Below are 24,044 nucleotides of genomic sequence, written 5' to 3'. Positions count from 1 at the left end.
TTCCAGATCGGTGGTTCCATGGGCCCGGCGGCCGACCGCCGGGTGGCTCCGAGTCTATCGAAACCCACCGCTCTCCGAGGAACCCCTCCAACGCCGAAGGACCCGCACCAGATGCGGGTCCTTCGGGTTTTGCGGGGTTGGGAGCTTAGTGGGCGTGGGCCCCGCGGCTGTACTCGTAAACCCAGCCGACGAGGGCGATGACGGTGAAGCCGAGGCCGATGTAGAGGATCCACCAGCCGATGGCCATGCCGAGGAATCCTGCGGCGGCCGACAGGCCAAGGAACAGGGGCCACCAGCTCCAGGGGCTGAAGTGTCCCTGCTCCCCCGAGCCTTCGTGGATTTCGGCGTCGAGCCGGTCCTCCGGCCGCATGCCGACGCGCTTGCCGGTGAATCCGAGGTAGAACCCGATCATGAGGGCCAGGCCACCGGTCAGGTACAGCCCGAGGAACCCTACGGGCTCCGACCAGTCCACGAGGAAACCGTAGATGGTGCCGACCAGGAAGAAGAACGGCGCCAAGAGGGAGAAGAGGCGTGTCTCGATTTTCACTGGCTAGCGTCCTTCCGGGCAGCGGAGCCGAGCAGCTTGCCGGCGGCGGATTCGTCGGTGTGCTGCTGCTGCAGCTCGGGGTGGTGCAGGTCAAGCGCGGGGCGCTCGGAGCGGATCCGGGGCAGCGAGGTGAAGTTGTGCCGCGGCGGCGGGCACGAGGTGGCCCACTCGAGCGAGGCACCGAAGCCCCAGGGGTCGTCCACTTCAACCTTCTTGCCGGTGCGCCAGGTGATGTACACGTTCCAGAAGAACGGGATCAGCGACGCGCCGAGGACGAAGGAGGCGATGGTGGAGAACTGGTTCATCGCGGTGAAGCCGTCCTCGGGGAGGTAGTCGGCGTAGCGGCGCGGCATGCCGATGACTCCCAGCCAGTGCTGGATGAGGAAGGTGCCGTGGAAGCCGAGGAACAGGAGCCAGAAGTGGATCTTGCCGAGGCGCTCGTTGAGCATCTTCCCGGTGAACTTGGGCCACCAGAAGTAGAATCCGGCGAACATTGCGAAGACGACGGTGCCGAAGACCACGTAGTGGAAGTGGGCGACAACGAAGTAGGTGTCCGAAACGTGGAAGTCCAGCGGGGGCGAGGCCAGGATGATGCCGGTCAGGCCGCCGAAGAGGAAGGTCACCAGGAAGCCGAGGCTCCACAGCATCGGGGTTTCAAAGGTGATGGAACCCCGCCACATGGTGCCGATCCAGTTGAAGAACTTCACGCCGGTCGGCACTGCGATGAGCATCGTGGTGAACGCGAAGAACGGCAGCAGCACCGCACCGGTGACGTACATGTGGTGTGCCCACACGGTGACCGACAGGGCGGCAATGGCGATCGTCGCGTAGACGAGGCCCTTGTAGCCGAAGATCGGCTTGCGGCTGAAGACCGGGAAGATCTCCGAGACGATGCCGAAGAACGGCAGGGCGATGATGTACACCTCGGGGTGGCCGAAGAACCAGAACAGGTGCTGCCACAGGATGGCTCCGCCGTTTTCCGGATCGAAGATGTGTGCGCCGAAGCGGCGGTCGGCGCCCAGGGCGAACAGCGCCGCGGCCAGCGGCGGGAACGCCATGAGCACGAGGATGGCCGTCACCAGGGTGTTCCAGGTGAAGATCGGCATGCGCCACATCGTCATGCCCGGGGCGCGCATGCAGATGATCGTGGTGATGAAGTTGACCGAGCCGAGGATGGTGCCGAAGCCCGACAGCGCGAGGCCGAAGACCCACAGGTCACCGCCGACGCCCGGCGAGAAGGTCGTGCTCGACAGCGGCGTGTACGCGAACCAGCCAAAGGACGCGGCGCCCTGCGGGGTGATGAAGCCCGAGACCGCAATGGTGCTGCCGAAGAGGAAGAACCAGAACGCGAGGGCGTTCAGGCGGGGGAAGGCGACGTCGGGGGCGCCAATCTGCAGCGGCATGATGACGTTCGCGAAACCGGCGAACAGCGGGGTGGCGAACATCAGCAGCATGATCGTGCCGTGCATGGTGAACAGCTGGTTGTACTGCTCCTTGGTCTGCAGGATCTGCAGGCCCGGTTCGAAGAGCTCGGCGCGGATTACCAGCGCCATGACCCCACCGAAGCAGAAGAAGACGAAGGAGGCGATCAGGTACATGTACCCGATCGTCTTGTGGTCGGTCGAGGTGATCCAGTTGACGACGATGCGGCCTTTGGAGCGCGGTACGACGCGTGGAGCGGCTACGGTGCCGGCTTCCTCAAGGGTGTATTCGTAGGTGGACATCAGCTGCTCCTGGCAGGGTCGAAGTCGGGGTCGGTGTCCGGGTAGGAGTCGCGGTCGTACTCGTCACCGAGCTGGCCGTCCTCGAGGGTTTCCATCCGGGCGTCGAACTCCTCCTGAGAGACGACTGCCACGTTGAAAAGCATTTCGGAGTGGTACTGGCCGCACAGTTCGGCGCACTTGCCATCAAACGTCCCCTCCTGGGTGGGGGTGAGGTTGATGTAGTTGACGCGGCCCGGGTAGAGGTCGCGCTTCTGCAGGAAGGCCGGCACCCAGAAGGAGTGCTGCACGTCGCGGGCACGGAGCTGGAGCTCGACGCTCTTGTTGACCGGCAGGTAGAGGGTGGGCAGCTTGTCGGGGATGCCCGGCTCGCCCGTCAGCTCGGCCTGCACTCCGGTGGAGTACTTGTTTTCCTTGACGTAGTTGAAGTCCCACGACCACTGCTTGCCGCGGACGTCGATGATCACGTCCGGGTCCTCGACGCGGGCGTCGATGGTTCCCTGATCGCGCTGGGTGAAGTAGAAGAACACCAGCACCATGAACAGGGGGATGGTCAGGTAGAAGATTTCGAGCGGCAGGTTGTAGCTGAGCTGACGCGGGAAGCCGGTGTCGTTGCGACGGCGCCGGTAGGCGACCATGCACCAGATGATGAGGCCCCAGGTGATGATGCCGACCACGAGGGCCGCAATCCATGAATTCACCCACAGGTCAGTAATCAGTCCGGTGTGGTTGGTGGTGTTCCGGTCCCCCGGCAGCCAGCCGTTTTGGGCTTCCGTCGAACAACCGGACAGCAACAGCGCCCCGGCCAGCGAAATGCTGGAAATCTTTGCGATCCTGGCGCTCTTGCCGCCGGTTCGGTCCTGCGAACTCACAGACGGACCATCCTTTTCTACGTGCGTTGCCACCCGCGATCTGATGCAGTTCGGGGTGCCCCTCCAGTTTTACTACTCACTGTAGAGCTTACCCGCCGCCGAAGCCATCGTGTGACATGCGAAAGGGCCCGTGGCGCGCCATTTCGCGCACCACGGGCCCCCCATAACCGCAGGTCAGTGGAAGGAGTCACCACAGGCGCAGGATCCGCCTGCGTTCGGGTTGTCGATGGTGAACCCCTGCTTGGAGATGGTGTCCTCGAAGTCGATTGAGGCCCCGGAAAGGTAGGGCACGCTCATCTTGTCAACGATGACCTCGACGCCGTCGAAGTCGCGGACAGCGTCGCCGTCCAGGACCCGCTCGTCGAAGTACAGCTGGTAGATCAGGCCCGAGCAGCCGCCGGGCTGAACGGCCACGCGGAGGCGGAGGTCGGTCCGGCCTTCCTGCTCCAGGAGGCTGCGCACCTTGCCTGCGGCGACGTCGGAGAGCTGCACTTCGTGCTCGGGAAGCGAGTCGGTTGTCTCGTCGGGGGCGGTGCTGGTCTCTGGCGTGGTGGTGCTCATGTGTCTCTCCTAGCCTGGATCCGTTGCTGAACGCCGCTTGCGGCATTCTGGAGTCCCTTCCATGGTACGCCGCGCATCCCGCAGCGTTAACACCGGAAGCACGTGAGTGGGGACACGCCGGCTTCCCGCCGGCGGGAGGGTCCCTCCTGCTGGGAGGCGGTGGGTCCCGGACGGCGGGCGGCCTGCCGTCCGGGACGGACGCGTCAGGGGCCAGACAGTCCCCCGGCGTTGATGCGGGCGAGCAGCAGCGCCTCGGCGAGGACGGCCCGCTCGAACTCCGCGAGGTGCAGGGATTCATTGGCGCTGTGTGCTCGGGAATCGGGGTCCTCCACCCCGGTGATCAGGATCTGCGCCGCGGGGAAGAGCTCCGTCAGATCGGCGATGAACGGAATTGAGCCGCCCATCCCCGCCTCCACGGCCGCCACGCCCCACGCTTCCTCGAGGGCCTCCAGGGCCAGCCGGGCCGCGGGGGCGGAGGTGTCGGTCGAGAACGCGCTGCCGGTCTCCCCGGGGGTGAAGGTGACACGGGCACCGAAGGGAGCGTTGCTCTCGACGTGCTCCCGCACGGCCTCCATGGCCCGCGCTGGATCCTGTCCGGGTGCCAGCCGGAGGCTGAACTTGGCCCGCGCCCTCGGCAGGAGCGTGTTGGAGGACAGGGCGACGCTTGGCACGTCCATTCCGATGATCGACAGGGCCGGCTTGGTCCACAGGCGGGAGGCGATCGAACCGGTCCCGGCAAGCTGCACACCGTCGAGGACCGAACTGTCGGCGCGGTAGTCCTCCTCCTTGTAGTCGACCGTGGCGGAGTCGCCGCCTGCGAGGCCGGCGATGGCGACGTCGCCGGCGTCGTCGTGGAAGGTGGCGATGAGGCGCGCCAGGAGGGTCGGCGCGTCGAGGACGGGTCCGCCGAACATTCCGGAGTGGACGGCGTGGTCGAGCACCTGCACCTCGATGGTGCCGTCGACGAGCCCCCGGAGGCTGGTGGTCAGGGCCGGGACGCCGACCTTCCAGTTGCTTGAGTCGGCGACGACGATGACGTCGGCCTCCAGCAGGTCCCGGTGGGTCTCAAGGAAGGAGCGGAAGGTCGGCGAGCCGGCTTCCTCCTCCCCCTCGATGAATAGGGTGACCCCGACGCCGAAGCGGTCGCCAAGCACCTCGCCGAGGGCGCGCAGGGCCCCGATGTGGGCCATGACCCCTGCCTTGTCGTCGGCTGCTCCCCTGCCGTAGAGGCGGCCGTCGCGTTCAACGGCGGTGAAGGGGTCGCTTTCCCACAGATCCGGGTCCCCCGGGGGCTGCACGTCGTGGTGGGCGTACAGCAGCACCGTCGGCTGGCCCGGAGCGGCCGGACGGCGGGCGACGACGGCCGGGCCGCCGGGGACGCCGTCGTTGTCGACGCGGAGGATCCGCACGTCGTCGACGCCGGAGTCGCGGATCAGGGCGGCAATGGCCTCGGCGCTGCGGTCCAGTTCGCTGGCGTCGAAGGCCTCCCAGGCGATGCCCCGGATACCCACGAGGGCCTTGAGCTGCTCAACGGTGTCGGGGAAGTTCGCGGAGACGCTGCGGCGCAGCTCCTGGGCCGGGTAGTCGGGAGTGGACAGCGGGTTGGCCGGTTCGGGAGATGTCATGTTCCGACCCTACACACGGCGCTGCCGGCCCCACAGCCCGACGCGGCCGGCACCCGGGCGTGCCGGGCGGCCGCCGGACGTACAGTCCGGGGCCCTCCGACGGGTATCCTGAGGGTGTGTTTGGACGAAAGAAGGACGCCCCCGTGGCCCAGGATGTCATTGACCACGCGAGCCGCGAGCGGGAGGACCGCCAGCGCAGCGCCGGCAAAGGCGCGCCCACCCCGAAGCGCAGCGTCCAGCAGGCCGCCCGCAAGCGGCCGCTGGTTCCCGAGGACCGCCGGGCGGCGCGCACCCAGAACCGGAATGCGGCCGCCGAGCAGCGCCTGCGGATCCGGGAGGCCCTGAACACGGGCGAGGAGCGGTACCTGCCGCTGCGGGACAAGGGCGCGAACCGCCGCTACATCCGGCAGTTCGTCGACGCCCGGTGGAACCTCGGCGAGTTCCTCATGATCGCCGCGCTCGTTTTCGTCGTGCTCAGCTTCATCCAGGCCACCGTGGTGCAGAGCACCGTGCTGCTCGGGTTCTGGGTGCTGATCATGGCCGTCATCGTTGACTGCTTCTTCCTGCGCCGGACGCTGAAGAAGCGCCTCACCGCGAAGTTCGGGGCGCCCAACCCGGGCGACCTCTGGTACGGCGTGACGCGCGCGCTGCAGCTGCGCCGGCTCCGGCTGCCCAAGCCGCAGGTGAAGCGCGGCGACTATCCGGCCTAGCCTCAGGCCCGGCCCGGACGTCCAGCGCCCGGACCCGATACCTCCTCCATCCGCGCCCGGTCCCGTGCAGGGGCCGGGCGCGGCTGTTTAAGCCGGGCGGGGTTTAGTCCCGCCGGCTGCGGAACGCCCGGGCGAGGCCGCGGTTGATGCGCGCCGCCCACAGCGGACCTTCGTAGAGGAACGCCGTGTAGCCCTGCACGAGGGTCGCCCCGGCGTCGAGGCGTTCAAGGACGTCCCCGGCGGTTTCGACCCCGCCCACCGACACGATGGCCAGGTCCTCGCCGGCGGCGGCCCGGAGGCGCTTGAGAACCTCGAGGGAGCGTTGCTTCAGCGGCGCTCCGCTCAGTCCCCCGACGCCCTTGGCCATCACGGTGGCGGGGTCGGTGGTGAGGCCGGCGCGGGTGATTGTCGTATTGGTGGCGATGATTCCGTCAAGCTTCAGGTCCAGCGCCAGGGCGGCGATGTCGTCGATGTCGGAGTCCATCAGGTCCGGGGCGATCTTCACCAGCAGGGGCACGTGCCGGCCCGCGGCCTCGTCCGCCTTGGCGCGCACGGCCTCCAGGAGCGGGCGCAGCGATTCGACATTCTGCAGCAGCCGCAGCCCGGGGGTATTGGGTGAACTGACGTTGACGACGAGGTAGTCGGCAGCCGGCGCCACCGCCTCGGCGCTGCGGAGGAAGTCCCCGACCGCGTCGTGCAGGTCCACCGTCTTGGTCTTGCCGATGTTCACCCCGATGATCGGGCGGTTCGTGCGGTGGGTCCGCTCCAGCCGGCTGCGCGCCGCGGCGAGCCGGGGGGCCACCGCGGCCGCGCCGTCGTTGTTGAAGCCCATCCGGTTGATCACCGCGCGGTCGGCCTCGAGGCGGAACAGGCGCGGCTTCGGGTTGCCGGGCTGGGCGGCGCCGGTGACGGTTCCCACCTCGATGTGCCCGAAGCCCAGCGCCGTCAGCGCGGGAATGCCGTGGGCACCCTTGTCGAAGCCCGCGGCCAGGCCGAAGGGCGAGGGGAACACGACGCCGAAGGCCGTGGTCTGCAGGTCCGCGTGCGGGCCGCAGTACCGCCTCAGCAGCCATGCCGCCGGGGTCCGGTCCGCCAGCCGGATCAGGCCGAAGCCGATGCGGTGCGCGCGCTCCGCGTCCATGCGGGAGAAGGCGAGGCGGAAGAAGGCCGGATAGATCTGCATGCTCTAAAGTTCCCATGAGGACAGCCGCCCGAACAACTCGGGCGGGACGTTGCGGAAGACTTGGGATCGATGGAGAGAACCTGGGAGCCCGACCACCTCGGCCCGGCCTACAGCAGGCTCACGCTCGATCTCCCGCCGGACGAGGAGGGGCCGTGCTGCGCCACGCTGGTCTCCCACCGGCCGGTGCCCGCCCATCCGTCCGGCGCGCGGTGGCCCCGGACCCTCGGCGCGGCGCTGGCCCGGGCCGTCGGCCGGCGACGGCGGCCCCGGAAAATTCCGGTCCTGCTCTACCTCCATGGCTGGAGCGATTATTTCTTCCACACCGAACTTGCCGACTTCTGTGCGGAGCGGGGCATCGAGTTCTTCGCCCTGGACCTGCGCAAGTACGGCAGGAGCCTCCGGCAGTGGCAGACTCCGGGCTATGTGCGGGACCTGGAGGAGTACGACCCCGACCTCGATGCCGCCCTCGCCGCGGTGCAGGCCGAGGTCGGGGCGCGCCACGGGCCCGGTGCCGCCGTGGAGCTGCACCTGATGGCCCATTCGACCGGCGCCCTCACCGCGGCGCTGTGGGCGGACCGGCATCCGGGCCGGATCGCCTCGCTGATCCTCAACAGCCCCTGGCTGGATACGCAGGGCAGCGCCCTGTTTCGGAACACCACCCAGGGACTGCTCGAACCGCTCGTGAGGTTCCGCCCGAAGGCGCGCCTGCGGTTGCCCGAGTTCGGTTACTACTGGCGGAGCATCAGCAGCGAAGCGGACGGTGAGTGGAACCTGGACCGGCGGTGGCGCCCGGAGTTCGGCTTCCCGATCCGGGCCGGGTGGCTCACCGCGGTGCTTTCCGGCCACGCCGCCGTCGCCCGGGGACTGTCCCTTGAGGTGCCGGTCCTGGTGCTCGCCTCGGCCCGCTCTGCGGTCAGCCCCACCTGGAGTGCTGCGATGCTCGAGTCCGACAGCATCCTCGACGTGTCGGTGATGGTCCGCCGGGCGACCGGCCTGGGCCGCCGCGTCACGATCTCGCGCTTCGACGGCGCCCTGCACGACGTCCTGTTGTCCCGCCAGGCGGTGCGCGCGGAGGTCTATGCGGAGCTCGACCGCTGGCTGGGGTGCCGGGGCCCTTCGGCGCGGCGGTGAGCAGGCCCGGCCGGAGTCAGGCCGGCAGGCCCGCGGCGGCGTCGACCGGGGCGTCCGCGGCGGCATCGACGGCGCCGCCGTAGCGGCGGTCCCGGGCGGCGTATTCCTCGATGGCCCGCCACAGGGTCCGCCGGTCCACGTCGGGCCACAGCGTGTTCATGAAGACCATCTCGGCGTAGGCCGACTGCCACAGCAGAAAGTTCGAGAGCCGCTGCTCACCGGAGGTGCGCAGGAACAGGTCGACGTCGGGCAGGTCCGGCTCGTCGAGGAAGCGCTGGATCGTCTTCTCGTTCACCGAGGACGCCCGCAGCTTCCCGGCGGCGACCTCCTCGGCGATGGCCCGCGCGGCGTCGGCGATCTCGGCGCGCCCGCCGTAGTTCACGCACATGGTGAGCGTGCAGGTCGAGTTCCCGCGGGTGTGCTCCTCGGCCTCTTCGAGTTCGGCGATGACCGAGCGCCACAGGCGGGGCCGGCGCCCGGCCCACCGGATGCGCACCCCCCACTCGTTGAGCTGGTCGCGCTGCCGGCGCAGCACATCCTTGCTGAAGCCCATCAGGAAGCGCACCTCCTCGGGTGAGCGCTTCCAGTTCTCGGTCGAGAAGGCGTACACCGACACGTGCTCGACGCCGATCTCGATCGCCCCCGCCATGACGTCAAGCAGCGCCGCCTCCCCCGCCCGGTGGCCCTCGGTCCGGGGCAGGCCGCGCTCGTTGGCCCAGCGGCCGTTGCCGTCCATCACGATCGCGACGTGCCGGGGCACCAGCTCGGCGGGAAGGCGTGGCGGACGGGCCCCGCTCGGATGGGGCCAGGGCGCCGTCGGCGAGGGGGAAGGGGTTCGGTTCGGGGTCACACACGCTCCACATGTCGAAGGGATTTCACGGCCCGCTCAAGGTGCCACTGCAGGTAGGCCGCCACCAGGCCGGCGGCCTCCCGGCGGGCGGGCGGTTCCGAGGCGTCGGCCGCGGTCCAGTCCCCGGACAGCAGAGCGGCCAGCAGTTCCATGGTGCCCGGGGCCGGCGACGCCGATCCGGGCGGCCTGCAGTTGGCGCACACCGCGCCGCCGAGGGGGGCCGAGAAGGCCGAGTGCGGACCGGGCGCACCGCACCGGGCGCAGTCGGTGAAGCTCGGCGCCCACCCGGCCGTAGCCAGGGCCCGGAGCAGGTAGGAGTCGAGGATCAGCTCGGAGGGGTGCAGCCCGCGGCTGAGCGCGGAGAACGCCCCCGCGACCAGCCCGTACTGGGCGCTGGCTGCCTCCCCGTCGGTGTCGGTGAGGCGTTCGGCCGTCTCGGCGATGGCGGCGGCGGCGGTGTAGCGCCCGTAGTCGGCTGCGATGCCGTGTCCGTAGGCGCCCCTGGTCTGCGCCTGCGTGATGACATCGAGGTTCCGTCCGGAGGCCAGCTGCAGGTCCACCGCCATGAACGGCTCAAGCCGCGAACCGAACTTGCTGCTGGTGCGCCGCACGCCCTTGGCGACGGCGCGGACCTGCCCGTGTTCACGGGTCAGCAGGACGATGATGCGGTCCGCCTCCCCCAGCTTGTAGGTCCGCAGCACCACGCCTTCGGCGCGGTAGGTGCGGGAAGCCGACATTTTGGACATACTCCAAGTCTCCCACCAACCAGGGGGAAGGGCCTCAGGCGCTGTCCCGCACGGCGCGGTTGACCGCGGAAATGACCGCCTTCAGGGCCGCCATCGTGGTGTTCGCGTCGATGCCGACGCCCCAGAGCACCCGGCCGCCCACGGCGCATTCGACGTACGCCGCGGCGCGCGCGTTGCCTCCGGCCGAAAGGGCGTGCTCGGTGTAGTCGAGGACCCGCACGTCCACCCCGTCCTGCCCGAGGATGTCCAGGAGCGCATCGATGGGACCGGTGCCCTCGGCCGCGCGCCGCTGCTGCACGCCGTTGACCAGGAGCGTGGCAGTGAGCTTCAGTGAGCCGTCGTCGGCGGTGTCGGTGTTCACCGAGGTGAGTTCATAGTGGCCCCAGCGAGTGCCGCCGTCCGCCCGGGCCGGGAGGTACTCGTCCTGGAAGACCGTCCAGAGCTCGGCTCCGCTGATCTCCCCGCCGGCGGTCTCGGTGCGCCGCTGCACCACCGCGGAGAACTCGATCTGCGCCCGCCGCGGCAGGTCGAGGCTGTGTTCGTGCTTGAGCAGGTACGCGACCCCGCCCTTGCCGGACTGGGAGTTCACGCGGATGACGGCCTCGTAGCTGCGGCCGATGTCCTTCGGGTCGATCGGCAGGTAGGGAACGGCCCACGGGATCTCGTCGACTCCGACGCCGGCGGCCGCCGCGTCGCGTTCCATTGCCTCGAACCCCTTCTTGATGGCGTCCTGGTGCGAGCCCGAGAAGGCGGTGAACACCAGGTCCCCGCCGTAGGGCGAACGCTCGGGCACCGAGAGCTGGTTGCAGTACTCGGCGGTGCGCCGGACGGCGTCCATGTCGGAGAAGTCGATCTGCGGGTCGATGCCCTGGCTGTAGAGGTTCATGCCGAGGGTCACCAGGTCGACGTTGCCGGTGCGCTCCCCGTTGCCGAACAGGCAGCCCTCGATGCGGTCGGCGCCGGCGAGGTAGCCCAGTTCGGCCGCCGCCACGCCGGTGCCCCGGTCGTTGTGCGGGTGCAGCGAGAGGATGATGTTCGAGCGGTTCTCCAGGTTGCGGCTCATCCACTCGATGGAGTCCGCGTACACGTTCGGGGTGGCCATCTCCACGGTGGCCGGCAGGTTCAGGATCATCTGGCGGTCCGCGGAGGCCTCGAAGACCGACGCGACCTCGTTGCTGATGCGGGCGGCGAACTCGAGCTCCGTCCCCGTGAAGGACTCGGGCGAGTACTCGTAGGTGACGTGGGTGTTCTTCAGGCCCTCCTCGAACTTCCGGCACAGCCGTGCGCCGGTGAGGGCGATGTCGACGATGCCGTCGCGGTCCTGGTTGAACACCACCCGCCGCTGCAGGATCGATGTCGAGTTGTAGAGGTGGACGATCGCGCGGTCGGCGCCCTCGAGGGACTCGTAGGTCCGCTCGATCAGGTGCTCGCGGGCCTGGGTGAGGACCTGGATGCTGACGTCGTCGGGGATGCGGTCACCCTCGATGAGCTGGCGGACGAAGTCGAAGTCCGTCTGCGAGGCCGAGGGGAACCCGACCTCGATCTCCTTGAAGCCCATCTTCACGAGCAGGTCGAACATCTTGTGCTTGCGTTCGGGGCTCATCGGGTCGATCAGGGCCTGGTTGCCGTCCCGCAGGTCCACGGCGCACCAGCGCGGGGCCTTGGTGATGACCTTGTCGGGCCAGGTGCGGTCCGGGAGTTCGACGGTGATCTGGTCCTGGAACGGGGTGTACTTCCAGAACGGCATTCCCGAACTCAGCTGTGCGTTTTGCATGACGATGGGCCTTTTCTCTTGAACCGTTTAGAGGCTGGCGGCCGGGCAACACAGACACCGCAGCGAGGTTTGGCCTGTAGCTCGAGAGTCCTAGGAGGCCCCGCCGCGGCACATAAGAAGAGTCGTCTTTGCGCGCACAATCTCACGATAGCACGCGCATAGGATGGCCTTAAGGGGCGCCCGGCGCCCCCGGGAACGGCCCCGCCGCCGGGCGGCCGGCCCGCATCCCGGGAGGCGCCGCCCCGTCCGACATCCATTCAGAGGGAGAAGCCATGAAGCCCGCCGGAAGCGCAGAACAAGCCGTCGAGGACGGCGTCCGGGCCCAGGACGACCTGTTCCGGTACGTCAACAGCGAGTGGCTGAGGACCACCGAGATACCCGCCGACCGCGCCCGGGAGGCGGTCTTCACGCAGCTGGCCGATGCCGCCGAGCTGGCGGTGCGCGGCATCGTCGAATCCGCCGCCGACGCACCCGCCGGTGACGGCTCACTGGCGAAGATCGGCACGCTCTATGCGAATTTCATGGACACCGACCGCGTCGAAGCCCTCGGTGCCGCCCCGGTGCAGGAACGGCTCGACAGGATTGCCGGCCTGACCGATATCGACGCCTTCGTGCGGCTCTCGGCGGAACTGACGCGCAGCGGCGTGCAGGGCCTGGCCGCGCCCTACGTCAGCAACGACGCCGGGAACCCCGAACGCTACCTGCTGCATCTCTACCAGTCCGCGCTGGGCATGCCCGATGAGTCGTACTACCGCGAGGAGCGATTCGCCGGGTCGCGGACCCAGTACACGGCGCTGCTGGAGACGCTGCTCGGCCTGGCCGGCATCCCCGATCCGGGTTCGGCGGCGGCCGGCGTCTTCACCCTGGAGACCCGCCTGGCGGCCGCCTCAATGAGTACCGTGGACCGGCGCGACCCGCAAAAGACCTACAACCTCTCCACCCTCGCCGGGGCAGCCGATCTGGCGCCGTTCACGGGGCCGTGGCTCGACACGGTGACCGGGGACCCGGCCCTGGCGGCCGAGCTCGTCGTGTCCCAGCCCGCCTACCTCGCAGCGGTCGACGCCGCCCTCGCCGAGGTGCCGCTGTCCATCTGGAAGGACTGGCTGGCGACGCGGGTGCTGCTGCACGCGGCGGACTACCTCGACGAGCGGTTCGTGAATGCCGTATTCGCCTTCTACGGCACGCACCTCGGGGGCACCCCGCAGCTGAAGGACCGGTGGAAGCGCGCCGTGGCCCTGGTCGAGGGCGCCCTCGGCGAAGCGGTCGGCCGGGAGTACGTGGAGCGCCACTTCCCCGCGGCCGCCAAGGCGAAAATGCTTGAACTCGTCGGCAACCTGATCCGTGCCTACGAGCTCAGCATCGACTCGCTCGGGTGGATGACCGCCGAGACCCGCGCCCGGGCCAAGGAAAAGCTCTCGCTGTTCACCACCAAGATCGGCTACCCGGACGAATGGATCGACTACGGCCCGCTCGTCATCGAGTCCGGAGACCTCTACGGCAACGTCTGCCGGGCCTACGAGTTCGAACACGTGCGCCAGCTGAACCGGCTGGGCGGGCCGATCGACCGCGGGGCCTGGCTGATGACCCCGCAGACGGTGAACGCCTACTACATGCCGACGATGAACGAGATCGTGTTCCCGGCGGCCATCCTCCAGCCGCCGTTCTTCGACCTCGAGGCCGACCCGGCCGACAACTACGGCGCGATCGGCGCCGTCATCGGACACGAGATCGGCCATGGCTTCGACGACAAGGGGTCCCAGTTCGATGGCCGCGGCGCCCTCGAGAACTGGTGGTCCGACGCCGACCGGGCGGCCTTCGACGCCCTCACCTCACGGCTGGTGGAGCAGTACGCCGCCCTGTCCCCCGCCGAGGCGCCGCAGCTCAGGGTCAACGGTGAGCTGACGCTTGGGGAGAATATCGGCGACCTTGGGGGCCTGGGCATCAGCTACACCGCCTACCGGCTGAGCCTGGACGGGCAGGAGGCCCCGGTGATCGACGGGCAGACCGGGCCCCAGCGGTTCTTCGCTTCGTGGGCGAGGTGCTGGCGGCAGAAGATCCGCCCGGAGGAGGCGGCACGCCGGATCACCGTCGACCCCCACTCCCCCAATGAGTTCCGCTGCAACCAGGTGGTCAGGAACCTCGATGAGTTCCACGACGCGTTCGCGGTCCGGCCCGGGGACGGGCTGTGGCTCGACCCGCAGGAGCGCGTGCGCATCTGGTGAGGTGGGCGGCACCGGCCTCCGGGCCGGTGCCGCTGCGCCCGGCGGCTACAGCCCGGACGCCGCCTGGCAGGTGGTCTGCTCGGCCGTCTGGCCCTCGAGGCCGTTCCCGAGTCCGGCCGCGGGGAGCCTGGACCCGGAGGTGAAGTCGGCGCCCACCGAAAGTTCGATGCCCGTGACGGCGGCACTGGGCACGAGCTGGACATTGGCGATGCCGAACAAGGCGCCGAGGGCGGCTGCGGCGTCCTCGTATCCCGGACCGTACAGCACCTGCGTCGAGGGCACCTCGGTGGAGGACCCCCGCGTGTTGGCCAGCGCGTAGCCCTGGTCGCGGAGGATCTCCTGGAGTTCGGCCGCCCGGTCGGGGTCGTCCGTCCCATTGACGACCAGCAGCGGCACCGACGCCGGGTCGAACGCCGGCGCCTCGGACACCGGGGCCTCCGGCGAGGCGGGCGTGGTGCCCGGCTCCGGCGACGCCGACGGGGTCGGCTCCGATCCGGTGAGGCTCCGGTCCGCGCGCAGGGCGGCGAACAGTTCCTCGGCGGGCTCCGGGTCGAGGACAAGACGGTTCGGGTCCTGGTCCCACGGAATCGTCGGAAGGGTGACGAAGGCGATATCGGCAAGGTCCACGTTCTTCACGCGGTCGGCCAGCTTCAGGATCTCGGTGACCTGCGACAGGCCCTCGTCCACCGTGAGGTTCTCCGTGAGGGTTTCGGCGATGGAGTAGAGGCGCGGCAGGTTGGTCAGGGTTCCTTCGTCCTGGATCTTCCGGGCGAGGGACGCCATGAAGGACTGCTGGGCGCGGATGCGGCCCTCGTCCCCGCCGTCGCCGAAGCCGTGGCGGGTCCGGAGGAAGGCGAGGGCCTGGTCCCCCTCCACCTCGCTGGTGCCGGCGGGCAGGCTCAGCCCCGAATATTCGTCCTCCACGGGCTCGGTGACGCAGACCTCGACGCCGCCGACGACCTCGGAGAGCTCCTTGACCGCATTGAAGTCGGCATTCATGAAGTGGTCGACGCTGAGTCCGGTCAGCTCGTTGACGGCCGCGACGGTGCAGCCCGGCCCGCCGGAGTTCAGAGCCGTGTTCAGCTGGCCCAGGTCCATGGCAGGCGACGGGTCCCCGGTCTCCGGATCGACGCAGCTCGGCAGGGGAACGAGCAGGTCCCGCGGAAGGCTGATCACCGAGACGCTCGACCGGTCCGCGGAGAGGTTCACCAGCAGCATGACGTCGGAGTTGCCGCTGCCCGAGGAGAGGTCCTCTCCCCCAATGAATTTCCCGCTGTTGCCTGTCCGCGTGTCGCTGCCGAGGACGAGGATCTGCACGGGGTCGGTGCTGAGGTCAACGGGGAGTTCATCCTGCTGGTCCGCGCCGATGTTCAGGGGCTGCGTCTGGACGTTCATTTGGAGCCGGAAAACCTGGACCGCCGCGAAGGCCGCCGCCGCGAGGAGCATCGTGGAAAGCGCAAAGGCGGCCGCCTGCAGGGCCCGGCGGCCCTTCGAGCGCCGGAGGTGCCGTCCCGGCGGCGGCCCGGCGGGACCCCCGGCCGCCGGACCGCGCGCCGACGAACCGCTTTGTTCACTCACGGATACAGCCTCCTCGGGCTCAAAATGATCGGGGCGGCGCAGCGCGCCGCAGGTCCTTGCTCGGACCAACGAGTGTTACAGCCGGACGGTGCCCGGTCAGAACCCCAGCCGCACCAGCTGCTTCGGGTCCCGCTGCCAGTCCTTGGCGATCTTGACGTGGAGATCGAGGTAGACCCGCGTGCCGAGCAGCGCCTCGATGCCGCGCCTGGCGTTCGTGCCGACCTCCCGGAGCCGTGCCCCGCCCTTGCCGATGATGATTGCCTTCTGGGATGGGCGCTCGACATAGAGGTTGACGTGGATGTCCAGCAGCGGGTTGTCCTCGCTGCGGCCTTCCCGGGGGATCATCTCCTCGACCACGACGGCCAGCGAATGGGGCAGTTCGTCCCGCACGCCCTCGAGCGCCGCCTCCCGGACGAGCTCAGCGATCATGACCGCCTCGGGCTCGTCGGTCAGCTCCCCGCCGGGGTAGAGCACCGGAGACTCGGGCATGTGCTTGCTGAAGACGTCGGCAACCGTGTCGACCTGGTATCCGTCGGCGGCCGACACCGGCACGACGTCGGCCCAGCCCTCCGGGCCGGCGACCTCGGTGCCGAGCTGAGCGACCGCCAGGAGCTGCTCGGTGAGAGCCGCCCGGTCCACCAGGTCCGTCTTGGTGACGACGGCGATGAGGGGCTTGCGGTTCAGCCGGGAGAGCTGTTGGGCGATGAACCGGTCACCGGGCCCGATCTTCTCGTTCGCGGGGATGCAGAAGCCGACGGCGTCGACCTCGGCGAGGGTATCGGCCACCAGGTCGTTGAGCCGCTGGCCCAGGAGGGTGCGCGGCCGGTGCAGGCCGGGGGTGTCAACGAGGACGATCTGTGCGTCCTCGCGGGTGACGATGCCGCGGATGGTGTGCCGCGTCGTCTGCGGCTTGGCCGAGGTGATGGCGACCTTGGTGCCCACCAGGGCGTTCGTCAGCGTTGATTTTCCGGCGTTCGGCCGCCCCACCAGGGACACGAATCCCGCCCGGTGCTTATCGCCGCTCATATTCTTCCGCCGTTTCCTGTTCGTTGATCTGCAATTCCCCGCCGCGGTCCTTGTCCCGCGCGAAGGCGATGATGTGTGAAACCCTGTTGCGCCGGCCTTCAAGCCGCTCGGCCCTCAGGCCGATACCTTCAATTGTCACCTCACTGCCGACAATCGGCACCTTCCCCAGCGTCTTGGCGAGGAGTCCGCCGACCGTGTCGACCTCCTCGTCCTCGAGTTCAACGCCGAAGAGTTCCCCGAGGTCGTCGATGCCCATCCGCGCGCTGACGCGGTACCCGCCGTCGGGAAGCTGTTCCTGTTCGGGCACCTCCGAGTCGTACTCGTCGACGATCTCGCCAACGATCTCCTCGATGAGGTCCTCAAGGGTCACCAGCCCGGCGGTGCCTCCATATTCGTCGATGACGATGGCCACGTGGGTCGACTCGCGCTGCAGCTCCTGCAGGAAGTCCCCGACCGGCTTGGACTCGGGCACGTAGCGTGCCTCGCGGGTGATGCCGTCGACGGTGCGGCTCCTGCGCTCCGCCGGCCGGCCGTGCAGTTCGGCCACGACGTCCTTGAGGTAGAGGATCCCGCGGATGTCATCGGAGTCCTCCCCGATGACGGGGACCCGGGAGTACCCGGAGCGGAGGAACAGGGAAAGGGCGTCGTCGAGGGTCGATCCGCTCTCGAGCGAAACCATGTCGGTGCGCGGGACCATCACCGACCGCACCTTGGTGTCCCCGAGTTCGAACACCGAGTGGATGAGCTCGGCCTCGCTGTCCTCGATCATCTCGGCGTCGGAGGCGCGCGTCAGCATCTCGCGGAATTCCTCCTCGGTGAAGAACGCCGCCTCGTCGCGGGGGGCGCCCGGGGTGACGAGGCTGCCGATGGCGACGAACCAGCGCGGCACCGGGCCGAGGACCCCGCAGAGGAAGGCGACGAAACCGGCGGTGAACTGCACGACGGCGGTGGCATGCGCCCGGCCGAACTGGCGCGGCGAGACACCGACCAGGACGAACCCGACGGCGGCCATCACCACGGTCGCGAGCAGGCCGGCCAGCCAGACGTTGTCCAGCACGAAATGGAGGAGGATGGCCACCGCCACCGCGCCGGCCGTTTCGAACCAGACCCGCCAGAACCGCAGGGCGTGCATGTGTGCGGCCGGGGACGCGAGGATGCCCCGCAGGGCCGAACTGCGCGACTCCTGGACGAGGGTCTCGCCCTCCTGCCGGGGAAGGTAGGTGAAGGCCGCCTCGGCGGCCGTCACGAGCGCGGCCACGCACAGGAAGACCAGCGCCATGACGGCAAGGATCCAGATGATCAAGCGCGGGTCTCCCGGGGCGCCTCCCGGCCAAGGAAGTCGCTGAGGAGCTGGCGCTGGAGACCGAACATCTCCTTCTCCTCCTCCGGCTCCGCATGGTCGTAGCCAAGCAGGTGGAGCATGCCGTGGGTGGTCAGGAGCAGCAGCTCCTCCTGGGTGGTGTGGCCCGCCGTCGCGGCCTGGGTCCTGGCGACCTCCGGGCACAGGACGACGTCGCCGAGCACGCCGGCCGGGCTGGTGCGGCCGGGCGTGCCCGGGCGCAGCTCATCCATCGGGAAGGAGAGCACGTCGGTGGGACCGGGTTCGTCCATCCACTCGATGTGCAGGCGCTCCATCGCCTCGGTGTCCACCAGGATGATCGACAGGTCCGCGTCGGGGTGCACGAAGAGGCTGTCGATCAGGAAGTTCCCCAGCCGCACCAGCGCTTCCTCGTCGACCTCGACACCGGATTCGTTGTTGACCTCGATGCTCATTTGATGCCCGCCCTGGCACGGCGCGCCGCGGCCGCGGCGCCGTCGGGCGCCGCCTCCCGCTCGGCCGCCTGCTCCTCGTCCCACCGGCTGTAGGCGCTGACGATGTCGCCGACGAGGCGGTGGCGGACGACGTCGGAGGCGTCGAGTTCGCTGAAGAACACGTCGTCGACCCCCCGCAGGATGTCATTGACGATGCGCAGCCCCGACTTGGTCCCGCCGGGAAGGTCGACCTGGGTGACGTCCCCCGTGACGACCATCTTCGATCCGAAGCCCAGGCGGGTGAGGAACATCTTCATCTGCTCAGGGGTGGTGTTCTGCGCCTCGTCGAGGATGATGAACGCGTCGTTGAGGGTGCGGCCCCGCATGTAGGCAAGGGGCGCCACCTCGATGGTGCCGGCGGCCATGAGCCGCGGGATGGAGTCGGGATCCATCATGTCGTGGAGGGCGTCGTACAGGGGTCGCAGGTAGGGGTCGATCTTGTCGTTGAGGGTTCCCGGGAGGAAACCGAGCCGCTCCCCCGCCTCGACGGCCGGCCGGGTCAGGATGATCCGGTTGACCTCCTTCTGCTGCAGGGCCTGGACCGCCTTCGCCATGGCGAGGTAGGTCTTGCCGGTACCCGCCGGGCCGATGCCGAAGACAATGGTGTTGCGGTCGATCGCGTCGACGTAGCTCTTCTGATTGAGGGTCTTCGGCCGGATGGTCCGTCCCCGCGAGGAGAGGATGTTCATCGACAGCACGTCGGAGGGCCGCCCCACGCTCTGCGTCCGGAGCATCGTGATGAGCTGTTCGAGGACCTGCGGGCTGACCGGGGTGTTGTTGAGGGCCATGGTGCGGACCTCGAACATCAACCGCTCGGTGCGCAGCACGTCGGCGGCGGGACCGGTGATCGACAGTTCATTGCCGCGGGCCTGCAGGCTCACGCCGGGGAAGGTGGCTTCAATGAGCTTGAGCGCTTCGTCGTTGGTACCCAGGGCCTGCACCATCTGTTCGCCGGAGTCGAAGTGCACGACCCTCGTGTCGAGACCCGCTGCGTTTATACCTGGTGAAGATTCGCTCATAGTACGGCCGTACGGCCTTCCATCGCCCCTTGTCACTTCAGTGTCCGTGCGGGTGCTGATACCCGCGCTGGTGGTGGTCCTGCCCCTGCCGCGGGGTCCGTTCCCCGCCGGATCCGGTTCCCCCGCTCCGGCGCAGCACGCTCGCCCCGCCCCTAATCTTACGTCATGGTGTGGCGGCGGCGACCTTTTTCGGCCCCGGGCGGACACGCCGGCACCCCGCCGCGGGGGAACATACCAACTCGGCAACAGCTAGGTATCGATACCATTTCAGTCGGCGCAATGGGGCGACTCGGGAGCGCCGGCGGGCACCCGCTGTGCCACGCTTGAGATAGGCGCCGTCCCCGCAGGACCGGCGCAGGCACCGCAGTCCGCGCCGCGAAACGGCGTCACCGGCACAGCGCGTACGGCATACCTATCGGTGAAGGAGGCTCCTGCGTGAACAGACGGGATCCCCTTCGGCGCAGCCGCCTCGGCCTCCGCGGACTCCTCGTGTCCTCCGCCGGGGTCCTGCTGTGCACCAGCGTGCTGCTGCTGCCGGCCTGCACCTCCGACCCGCCGGCTCCCCCGCCGTCCGGTGCATCGAATGCGCTGCCGGTCGGGCCGCCGGCCCAACCCGGCAATGCCGACGAGGTGGCCGGTTCCGACGGCATCCTGCCGGTGTACTGGCTGGGCGGCAGCGGCGGCTCGGCGCTGCTCTACCGGGAGTTCACCGGCGAAGCGGCGCCGGAGAGCGTCGGGGACCCGATCGCCGACGCCGTGCGCCTGATGACCATCGGCCGGCCCTTCGACCCCGATTTCCACGGCCTCTGGGAGCCCGCCTCCATGGTGACCTCGTCGATCTCGGCGCAGAACGTCATCACCGTCGATCTGTCCGCCGATGCGTTCCGGCCGGGGCTCGACGCCGCCCGGGCCCGCCTTGCCATCCAGCAGCTGGTCTTCACGGCGACCGCCGCAGCGGCCAATGCCGGCCTGATCGAGGCCGGCGGGACGAGCAGCGTCGTGCTGCTGGTCGACGGCAAGGCCGGATTCGATGGCCCCGCCGGAACGACCCTGGACGGCGAGCTGCGCCGCGACCCCTCACTTGTCGCACCGGTGTGGATCACCAATCCGCAGGACGGCGACGTGCGGAACCTCGCCACCGTCGTCGTTTCCGGTTCGGGCCGGTCGGAATCGTCCACGCTGTCCTGGCGGATCACGTCGCTGGACAAGCTCAAGGGCCGCGTTCCACCGGCACCCGGCGAGCGGGTTCCTGGGACCACGGTGAAGGAGGGGAAGGTCGAGCTCGACGGTCCCGCCGGCGAGTACGAGTTCACGGTGGCCCTCCCGCCCGGACGCTACGAGGTCGCGGTGTTCCGGCTGGGCGGCGACGACGCCGAGGAATTCACCGACACGAAGACCATCGAAATCAAGTGAGCGGCGGGCGCGGCGGCACTCCTACCAGCGGCCGAGCAGGTGGTTCAGCAGCACGAGCGCGGCCGGACCGGCCGAGGACGAACGCAGCACATGCGGTCCCAGCCGGGCAGGAGCCGCCCCTGCCTCCTGCAGAGCGGCGAGCTCGCGGTCGCTGATACCGCCCTCGGGCCCGACGATGACCGCCGTCGTGCCGCCCGGGGCTGCGCCGGCCGCAAGCTGCGCCAGCCCCTCCCCGGCCGTCTCGGACAGCACGAACACCCGGTCGAAGCGTGCCGTCCAGGCCGGGAGCCGTGCCGAGTCGAGCATCGGGTGGACCTCCGGGATCCACGACCGCCGGGACTGCTTGGCCGCCCCGGCGACGACGGCCTCCCACTTCCGCTGCCCCTTGGCCGCCTTGTCCGCCCGCCACCTCACGATGCTGCGCTCGGACTGCCACGGCACGACGGCGTCGACGCCAAGCTCGGTGGCGGCCTCGATGGCCTGCTCATCGCGGTCGCCCTTGGCCAGCGCCTGGATCAGCACCAGCTTCTCCCGCGGGGGCTCCTCCTGGGCCGCGGACTCGACCCGGACCGCGAGCGTGCCCGGCTCCCCCTCGGCCACGGTGCCGCGGAGCCGAAAACCGGCGCCGTCGGCGATGTCCACCCATTCACCCGGGGTGAGGCGGCGCACCGTTGTGGCATGCCGGGCCTCATCGCCCCCGAGGACGAAGACCGACCCGACGGCGGCGGAGCGCACAGCGGCGGGCTCCCCGAAGAACAGCGGAGAGGTCACTGCTAGAGGTTCCCCAGCCGCTCGCGCAGCCGGGCGAAGACGCCGGAGCCGCTGCTGGCCAGCTGGCCCTCGGCCGACTCCTCGCCCCGCAGCTCGGCAAGGCGGCGCAGCAGCTCCTCCTGGGCGGCGTCGATGTTGCGCGGAGTCTCAACGTTGAGGTGGACCAGGAGGTCTCCGCGGCCCTGGCCGCGCAGGTGGGTGACGCCGAGGCCCCGGAGGGTGACGACCTCGCCCGGCTGGGTGCCCGGCTTGATCGGGAGTTCCTGCTCGCCGTCGAAGGTGTCGAGGCTGACCGAGGTGCCCAGCGCGGCCGCCGTCATCGGCACGCTCAGCGTGACGTGGAGGTCGTCGCCGTCGCGCAGGAAGGTGCTGTCGGTGTTCACCCGGATCTCGATGTACAGATCGCCCTGCGGCCCGCCGGCGGTGCCCGCCTCGCCCTGGCCGCTGAGCTGGATCCGCGTTCCGGTCGAGACGCCGGCGGGGATCTTGATGGTGAGGCTGCGGCGTGCGCGGACGCGCCCCTCGCCCTTGCACTCGTGGCAGGGGTTGGGGATGACGGTCCCGAAGCCCGAGCAGCTGCCGCACGGGGCGCTGGTCATGACCTGGCCGAGGATGGAGCGCACGGCGCGCTGGACCTGGCCGGAGCCGCCGCAGATGTCACAGGTCTGCGGCGAGGTGCCGGGCTGGCAGCAGGTGCCGTCGCACGTGCTGCACACGGCCGCGGTGTCCACCTCGATCTTCTTGTTGATGCCGAAGACCGCGTCCTTGAGGTCGATTCGCACGTTGATCAGTGCGTCCTGGCCACGCCGGGTGCGTGAGGGCGGCCCGCTGGGACTTCCTCCGCCGAAGAAGGTTTCGAAGATGTCCTGGAAGGCGAATCCGGAGCCGGAGTACCCCGAGCCGAAGCCGTTGTCGGTTCCGTTCTCGTTGCCGGTGGTGTCGTAGACGCGCCTCTTCTGCGGGTCGGAGAGCACCTCGTAGGCGTGGCTTACCCGCTTGAACTCCTCGGCGGCGTCGGGGCCGGCGTTGACGTCCGGGTGGAGTTTGCGCGCGAGCTTCCGGTAGGCCTTCTTGATCTCCTCGTTGCTCGCGCCCTGCGATACGCCGAGCACCTCATAGTGATTACTCACTCCTGCACATCTCTTCCTGTAGAACACGCTGTCTGGCTGATGAACTTGCGTGCCGGGTCCGGCTGCCGGGCCCGGCAGCCGGAATTTCCCGGCGTTGGCTTCGTGGCCTGGATTGCCCGGCCACGTGTATTCGATTCTGGATTTTCGGCCCGGGTTTCCGGCCGAGGTTGTTCAACCTGGGTTTTTCGACCGGTGTTATTCGACCGGTGTTATTCGACCGGTGTTATTCGGCGAGGATCCGCGACAGGTACCGGGCGACTGCCCGCACCGCGGCCATCGTGCCCGGATAGTCCATCCGGGTCGGACCGAGCACCCCGAGTTTCGCCGTAGCGTCCGGTCCGTAACCGGTGGCGATCACCGATGCCTCCGAAAGACCTCCGTAGGGGTTTTCACTGCCGATCCGGACCGAGATGCCGCGGGCGTCCTGTTCCATCTCCGAAAGGAGACGGAGCATGATGACCTGTTCCTCGAGTGCTTCGAGCACCGGTCCGATGCTGAGAGGAAAGTCTACTGTGGACCGGGCCAGGTTCGCCGTGCCCGCCATCACGATGCGGTCCTCCCTGCTCATTCCGGCAAGGTTCTCCAGGGCGGAGATCAGCGCCGCCCCGGTCGCACTGAGGGCGGGCGGGAGCACTGCGGCGGTGGAGGAGAGTTCCGTGGGCAGCGCGGAAAGGGCCACTCCCGCGACCCGGGCCAGGATCCGCTGCTTGAGGTCGGCCAGTTCGGCTTCCTCGATCGGGGCGGAAACCGGGACCACCCGCTGCTGCACGGTTCCGTTGGTGGCGATCAGCACCACGAGGACCTGGCGGGGCGCGAGGAGGACGAATTCGATGTGGCGCACCGCCGCTCCGCCGAGGCGCGGGAACTGCACAACGGCCACCTGGTTCGTCAGCTGGGCCAGGAGCCGCACCGTGCGGTCCATGACGTCGTCGAGATCGCCGGCACCCTCGAGCAGTGACTGGATGGCCCGCTTCTCGGCCGCCGAGAGGGGCTTGACCTCCGAGATGCGGTCGACGAAGGTCCGATAGCCCTTGTCCGTGGGGATGCGCCCGGAGCTTGTGTGGGGAGCGGTGATCAGCCCCTCCTCCTCGAGCACGGCCATGTCGTTCCGGATGGTGGCGGACGAGACACCGAGCCGGTGCCGGTCCACAAGGGCCTTCGACCCGACGGGCTCCCGGGTATGCACGTAGTCCTCAACTATTGCCTGCAGCACTTCCAGGCGTCGTGGTTCGCTCATCTCGTTCACCTCCGCAGTCGCGTTGTCTTTTGGGCGGAGCGCACCGTCCATGGTTAGCACTCGACACACCTAAGTGCTAAGTCTAGTACGTTCGGGGGGATTGTTAGCATTGGAAA

Annotated in this window: 21 protein-coding genes; 4 read left to right on the top strand and 17 right to left on the bottom strand. The window is 69.1% G+C overall.

The features are described 5' to 3' along the window. Positions 1-145 precede the first annotated feature (145 nt). The 5 genes from ctaF to ACX80W_RS03075 form a co-directional block, all read right to left on the bottom strand. Positions 146-547 carry a cytochrome c oxidase subunit 4 gene (gene ctaF, locus ACX80W_RS03095; protein ID WP_459280350.1) on the bottom strand — a complete coding sequence of 134 codons (402 nt, stop codon included), beginning with the start codon at positions 545-547 and terminating at the stop codon, positions 146-148. Beyond that, positions 544-2,271 (bottom strand): aa3-type cytochrome oxidase subunit I, encoded by a 1,728-nt coding sequence (gene ctaD / locus ACX80W_RS03090; protein ID WP_459280349.1) that lies wholly within the window; start codon positions 2,269-2,271, stop codon positions 544-546. Before ctaD ends, ctaF begins: the two co-directional genes overlap by 4 nt. Further along, positions 2,271-3,140 (bottom strand): aa3-type cytochrome oxidase subunit II, encoded by an 870-nt coding sequence (ctaC, locus tag ACX80W_RS03085; RefSeq protein WP_459280347.1) that lies wholly within the window; start codon positions 3,138-3,140, stop codon positions 2,271-2,273. Before ctaC ends, ctaD begins: the two co-directional genes overlap by 1 nt. A gap of 174 nt (positions 3,141-3,314) precedes the next feature. Continuing rightward, positions 3,315-3,701, bottom strand: a complete 387-nt coding sequence (locus tag ACX80W_RS03080) for a HesB/IscA family protein (RefSeq protein ID WP_459280345.1) — start codon at positions 3,699-3,701, stop codon at positions 3,315-3,317. Positions 3,702-3,904: 203 nt separating this feature from the next. Next, positions 3,905-5,326, bottom strand: coding sequence for a dipeptidase (locus ACX80W_RS03075; RefSeq protein ID WP_459280343.1), 1,422 nt, complete (start codon positions 5,324-5,326; stop codon positions 3,905-3,907). A gap of 116 nt (positions 5,327-5,442) precedes the next feature. Between ACX80W_RS03075 and ACX80W_RS03070 the strand changes: the two genes are divergently transcribed. Further along, on the top strand, positions 5,443-6,036 hold the full coding sequence (locus ACX80W_RS03070; RefSeq protein ID WP_459280341.1) for a DUF3043 domain-containing protein: 594 nt from the start codon (positions 5,443-5,445) through the stop codon (positions 6,034-6,036). A gap of 103 nt (positions 6,037-6,139) precedes the next feature. On the opposite strand, the gene ACX80W_RS03065 is transcribed toward ACX80W_RS03070, so the two are convergent. Further along, on the bottom strand, positions 6,140-7,219 hold the full coding sequence (locus ACX80W_RS03065; RefSeq protein WP_459280340.1) for a quinone-dependent dihydroorotate dehydrogenase: 1,080 nt from the start codon (positions 7,217-7,219) through the stop codon (positions 6,140-6,142). 69 nt (positions 7,220-7,288) lie between these two features. Here ACX80W_RS03065 and ACX80W_RS03060 point away from each other — a divergent pair, with 69 nt between their 5' ends. After that, complete coding sequence (locus tag ACX80W_RS03060; protein ID WP_459280338.1) at positions 7,289-8,350, top strand: alpha/beta hydrolase; 1,062 nt, start codon at positions 7,289-7,291, stop codon at positions 8,348-8,350. Positions 8,351-8,366: 16 nt separating this feature from the next. Here the strand turns inward: ACX80W_RS03060 and ACX80W_RS03055 are convergent, their stop codons facing one another. Genes ACX80W_RS03055 through leuA form a run of 3 tightly spaced genes read right to left on the bottom strand, consistent with a single transcriptional unit; the run spans position 8,367 to position 11,720 of the window. Continuing rightward, positions 8,367-9,200, bottom strand: a complete 834-nt coding sequence (locus ACX80W_RS03055; protein ID WP_459280336.1) for an isoprenyl transferase — start codon at positions 9,198-9,200, stop codon at positions 8,367-8,369. Then, positions 9,197-9,946: a DNA repair protein RecO gene (gene recO, locus ACX80W_RS03050; RefSeq protein ID WP_459280334.1), complete on the bottom strand. Its 750-nt coding sequence runs from the start codon at positions 9,944-9,946 to the stop codon at positions 9,197-9,199. The genes ACX80W_RS03055 and recO overlap by 4 nt, the downstream gene beginning before the upstream one ends. Before the next feature lie 34 nt (positions 9,947-9,980). Continuing rightward, positions 9,981-11,720: a 2-isopropylmalate synthase gene (gene leuA, locus ACX80W_RS03045; RefSeq protein ID WP_459280332.1), complete on the bottom strand. Its 1,740-nt coding sequence runs from the start codon at positions 11,718-11,720 to the stop codon at positions 9,981-9,983. Positions 11,721-11,992: 272 nt separating this feature from the next. Between leuA and ACX80W_RS03040 the strand changes: the two genes are divergently transcribed. Beyond that, on the top strand, positions 11,993-13,942 hold the full coding sequence (locus ACX80W_RS03040) for a M13 family metallopeptidase (protein WP_459280330.1): 1,950 nt from the start codon (positions 11,993-11,995) through the stop codon (positions 13,940-13,942). 45 nt (positions 13,943-13,987) lie between these two features. Here ACX80W_RS03040 and ACX80W_RS03035 read toward each other — a convergent pair whose 3' ends face one another. From ACX80W_RS03035 to ACX80W_RS03015, 5 genes are all read right to left on the bottom strand, one after another. After that, the gene (locus ACX80W_RS03035) at positions 13,988-15,520 is read right to left on the bottom strand and encodes an LCP family protein (protein ID WP_459280328.1); all 1,533 of its coding nucleotides are present in this window, start codon (positions 15,518-15,520) and stop codon (positions 13,988-13,990) included. Positions 15,521-15,616: 96 nt separating this feature from the next. After that, positions 15,617-16,546, bottom strand: a complete 930-nt coding sequence (gene era, locus ACX80W_RS03030; protein ID WP_459280326.1) for a GTPase Era — start codon at positions 16,544-16,546, stop codon at positions 15,617-15,619. Beyond that, the gene (locus ACX80W_RS03025; protein ID WP_459280855.1) at positions 16,533-17,825 is read right to left on the bottom strand and encodes a hemolysin family protein; all 1,293 of its coding nucleotides are present in this window, start codon (positions 17,823-17,825) and stop codon (positions 16,533-16,535) included. The genes era and ACX80W_RS03025 overlap by 14 nt, the downstream gene beginning before the upstream one ends. Positions 17,826-17,845: 20 nt before the next feature. After that, on the bottom strand, positions 17,846-18,319 hold the full coding sequence (ybeY, locus tag ACX80W_RS03020; protein ID WP_459280325.1) for an rRNA maturation RNase YbeY: 474 nt from the start codon (positions 18,317-18,319) through the stop codon (positions 17,846-17,848). Further along, positions 18,316-19,377, bottom strand: coding sequence for a PhoH family protein (locus tag ACX80W_RS03015; RefSeq protein WP_459280323.1), 1,062 nt, complete (start codon positions 19,375-19,377; stop codon positions 18,316-18,318). The genes ybeY and ACX80W_RS03015 overlap by 4 nt, the downstream gene beginning before the upstream one ends. A 435-nt stretch (positions 19,378-19,812) precedes the next feature. Between ACX80W_RS03015 and ACX80W_RS03010 the strand changes: the two genes are divergently transcribed. Next, the gene (locus tag ACX80W_RS03010) at positions 19,813-20,790 is read left to right on the top strand and encodes a GerMN domain-containing protein (protein WP_459280321.1); all 978 of its coding nucleotides are present in this window, start codon (positions 19,813-19,815) and stop codon (positions 20,788-20,790) included. Between the two features lie 21 nt (positions 20,791-20,811). Here ACX80W_RS03010 and ACX80W_RS03005 read toward each other — a convergent pair whose 3' ends face one another. From ACX80W_RS03005 to hrcA, 3 genes are all read right to left on the bottom strand, one after another. Then, positions 20,812-21,561 carry a 16S rRNA (uracil(1498)-N(3))-methyltransferase gene (locus tag ACX80W_RS03005; protein ID WP_459280320.1) on the bottom strand — a complete coding sequence of 250 codons (750 nt, stop codon included), beginning with the start codon at positions 21,559-21,561 and terminating at the stop codon, positions 20,812-20,814. Between the two features lie 2 nt (positions 21,562-21,563). Continuing rightward, positions 21,564-22,691, bottom strand: a complete 1,128-nt coding sequence (gene dnaJ / locus ACX80W_RS03000; RefSeq protein WP_459280318.1) for a molecular chaperone DnaJ — start codon at positions 22,689-22,691, stop codon at positions 21,564-21,566. 223 nt (positions 22,692-22,914) lie between these two features. Then, the gene (gene hrcA / locus ACX80W_RS02995; RefSeq protein WP_459280316.1) at positions 22,915-23,928 is read right to left on the bottom strand and encodes a heat-inducible transcriptional repressor HrcA; all 1,014 of its coding nucleotides are present in this window, start codon (positions 23,926-23,928) and stop codon (positions 22,915-22,917) included. Positions 23,929-24,044: the final 116 nt, after the last annotated feature.

Source organism: Arthrobacter melezitosi (genome assembly GCF_054511055.1).
This window is presented reverse-complemented; position numbering and strand designations above follow the sequence as displayed.

What these genes read in the sequence shown, in the direction of transcription:
- ctaD (WP_459280349.1), bottom strand. Translation starts at nt 2,271, where the DNA reads ATGTCCACCTACGAATACACCCTTGAGGAAGCCGGCACCGTAGCCGCT.
- ACX80W_RS03080 (WP_459280345.1), bottom strand. Translation starts at nt 3,701, where the DNA reads ATGAGCACCACCACGCCAGAGACCAGCACCGCCCCCGACGAGACAACC.
- ACX80W_RS03075 (WP_459280343.1), bottom strand. Translation starts at nt 5,326, where the DNA reads ATGACATCTCCCGAACCGGCCAACCCGCTGTCCACTCCCGACTACCCG.
- ACX80W_RS03065 (WP_459280340.1), bottom strand. Translation starts at nt 7,219, where the DNA reads ATGCAGATCTATCCGGCCTTCTTCCGCCTCGCCTTCTCCCGCATGGAC.
- ACX80W_RS03060 (WP_459280338.1), top strand. Translation starts at nt 7,289, where the DNA reads ATGGAGAGAACCTGGGAGCCCGACCACCTCGGCCCGGCCTACAGCAGG.
- recO (WP_459280334.1), bottom strand. Translation starts at nt 9,946, where the DNA reads ATGTCCAAAATGTCGGCTTCCCGCACCTACCGCGCCGAAGGCGTGGTG.
- leuA (WP_459280332.1), bottom strand. Translation starts at nt 11,720, where the DNA reads ATGCAAAACGCACAGCTGAGTTCGGGAATGCCGTTCTGGAAGTACACC.
- ACX80W_RS03040 (WP_459280330.1), top strand. Translation starts at nt 11,993, where the DNA reads ATGAAGCCCGCCGGAAGCGCAGAACAAGCCGTCGAGGACGGCGTCCGG.
- era (WP_459280326.1), bottom strand. Translation starts at nt 16,546, where the DNA reads ATGAGCGGCGATAAGCACCGGGCGGGATTCGTGTCCCTGGTGGGGCGG.
- ACX80W_RS03025 (WP_459280855.1), bottom strand. Translation starts at nt 17,825, where the DNA reads ATGGCGCTGGTCTTCCTGTGCGTGGCCGCGCTCGTGACGGCCGCCGAG.
- ybeY (WP_459280325.1), bottom strand. Translation starts at nt 18,319, where the DNA reads ATGAGCATCGAGGTCAACAACGAATCCGGTGTCGAGGTCGACGAGGAA.
- ACX80W_RS03015 (WP_459280323.1), bottom strand. Translation starts at nt 19,377, where the DNA reads ATGAGCGAATCTTCACCAGGTATAAACGCAGCGGGTCTCGACACGAGG.
- hrcA (WP_459280316.1), bottom strand. Translation starts at nt 23,928, where the DNA reads ATGAGCGAACCACGACGCCTGGAAGTGCTGCAGGCAATAGTTGAGGAC.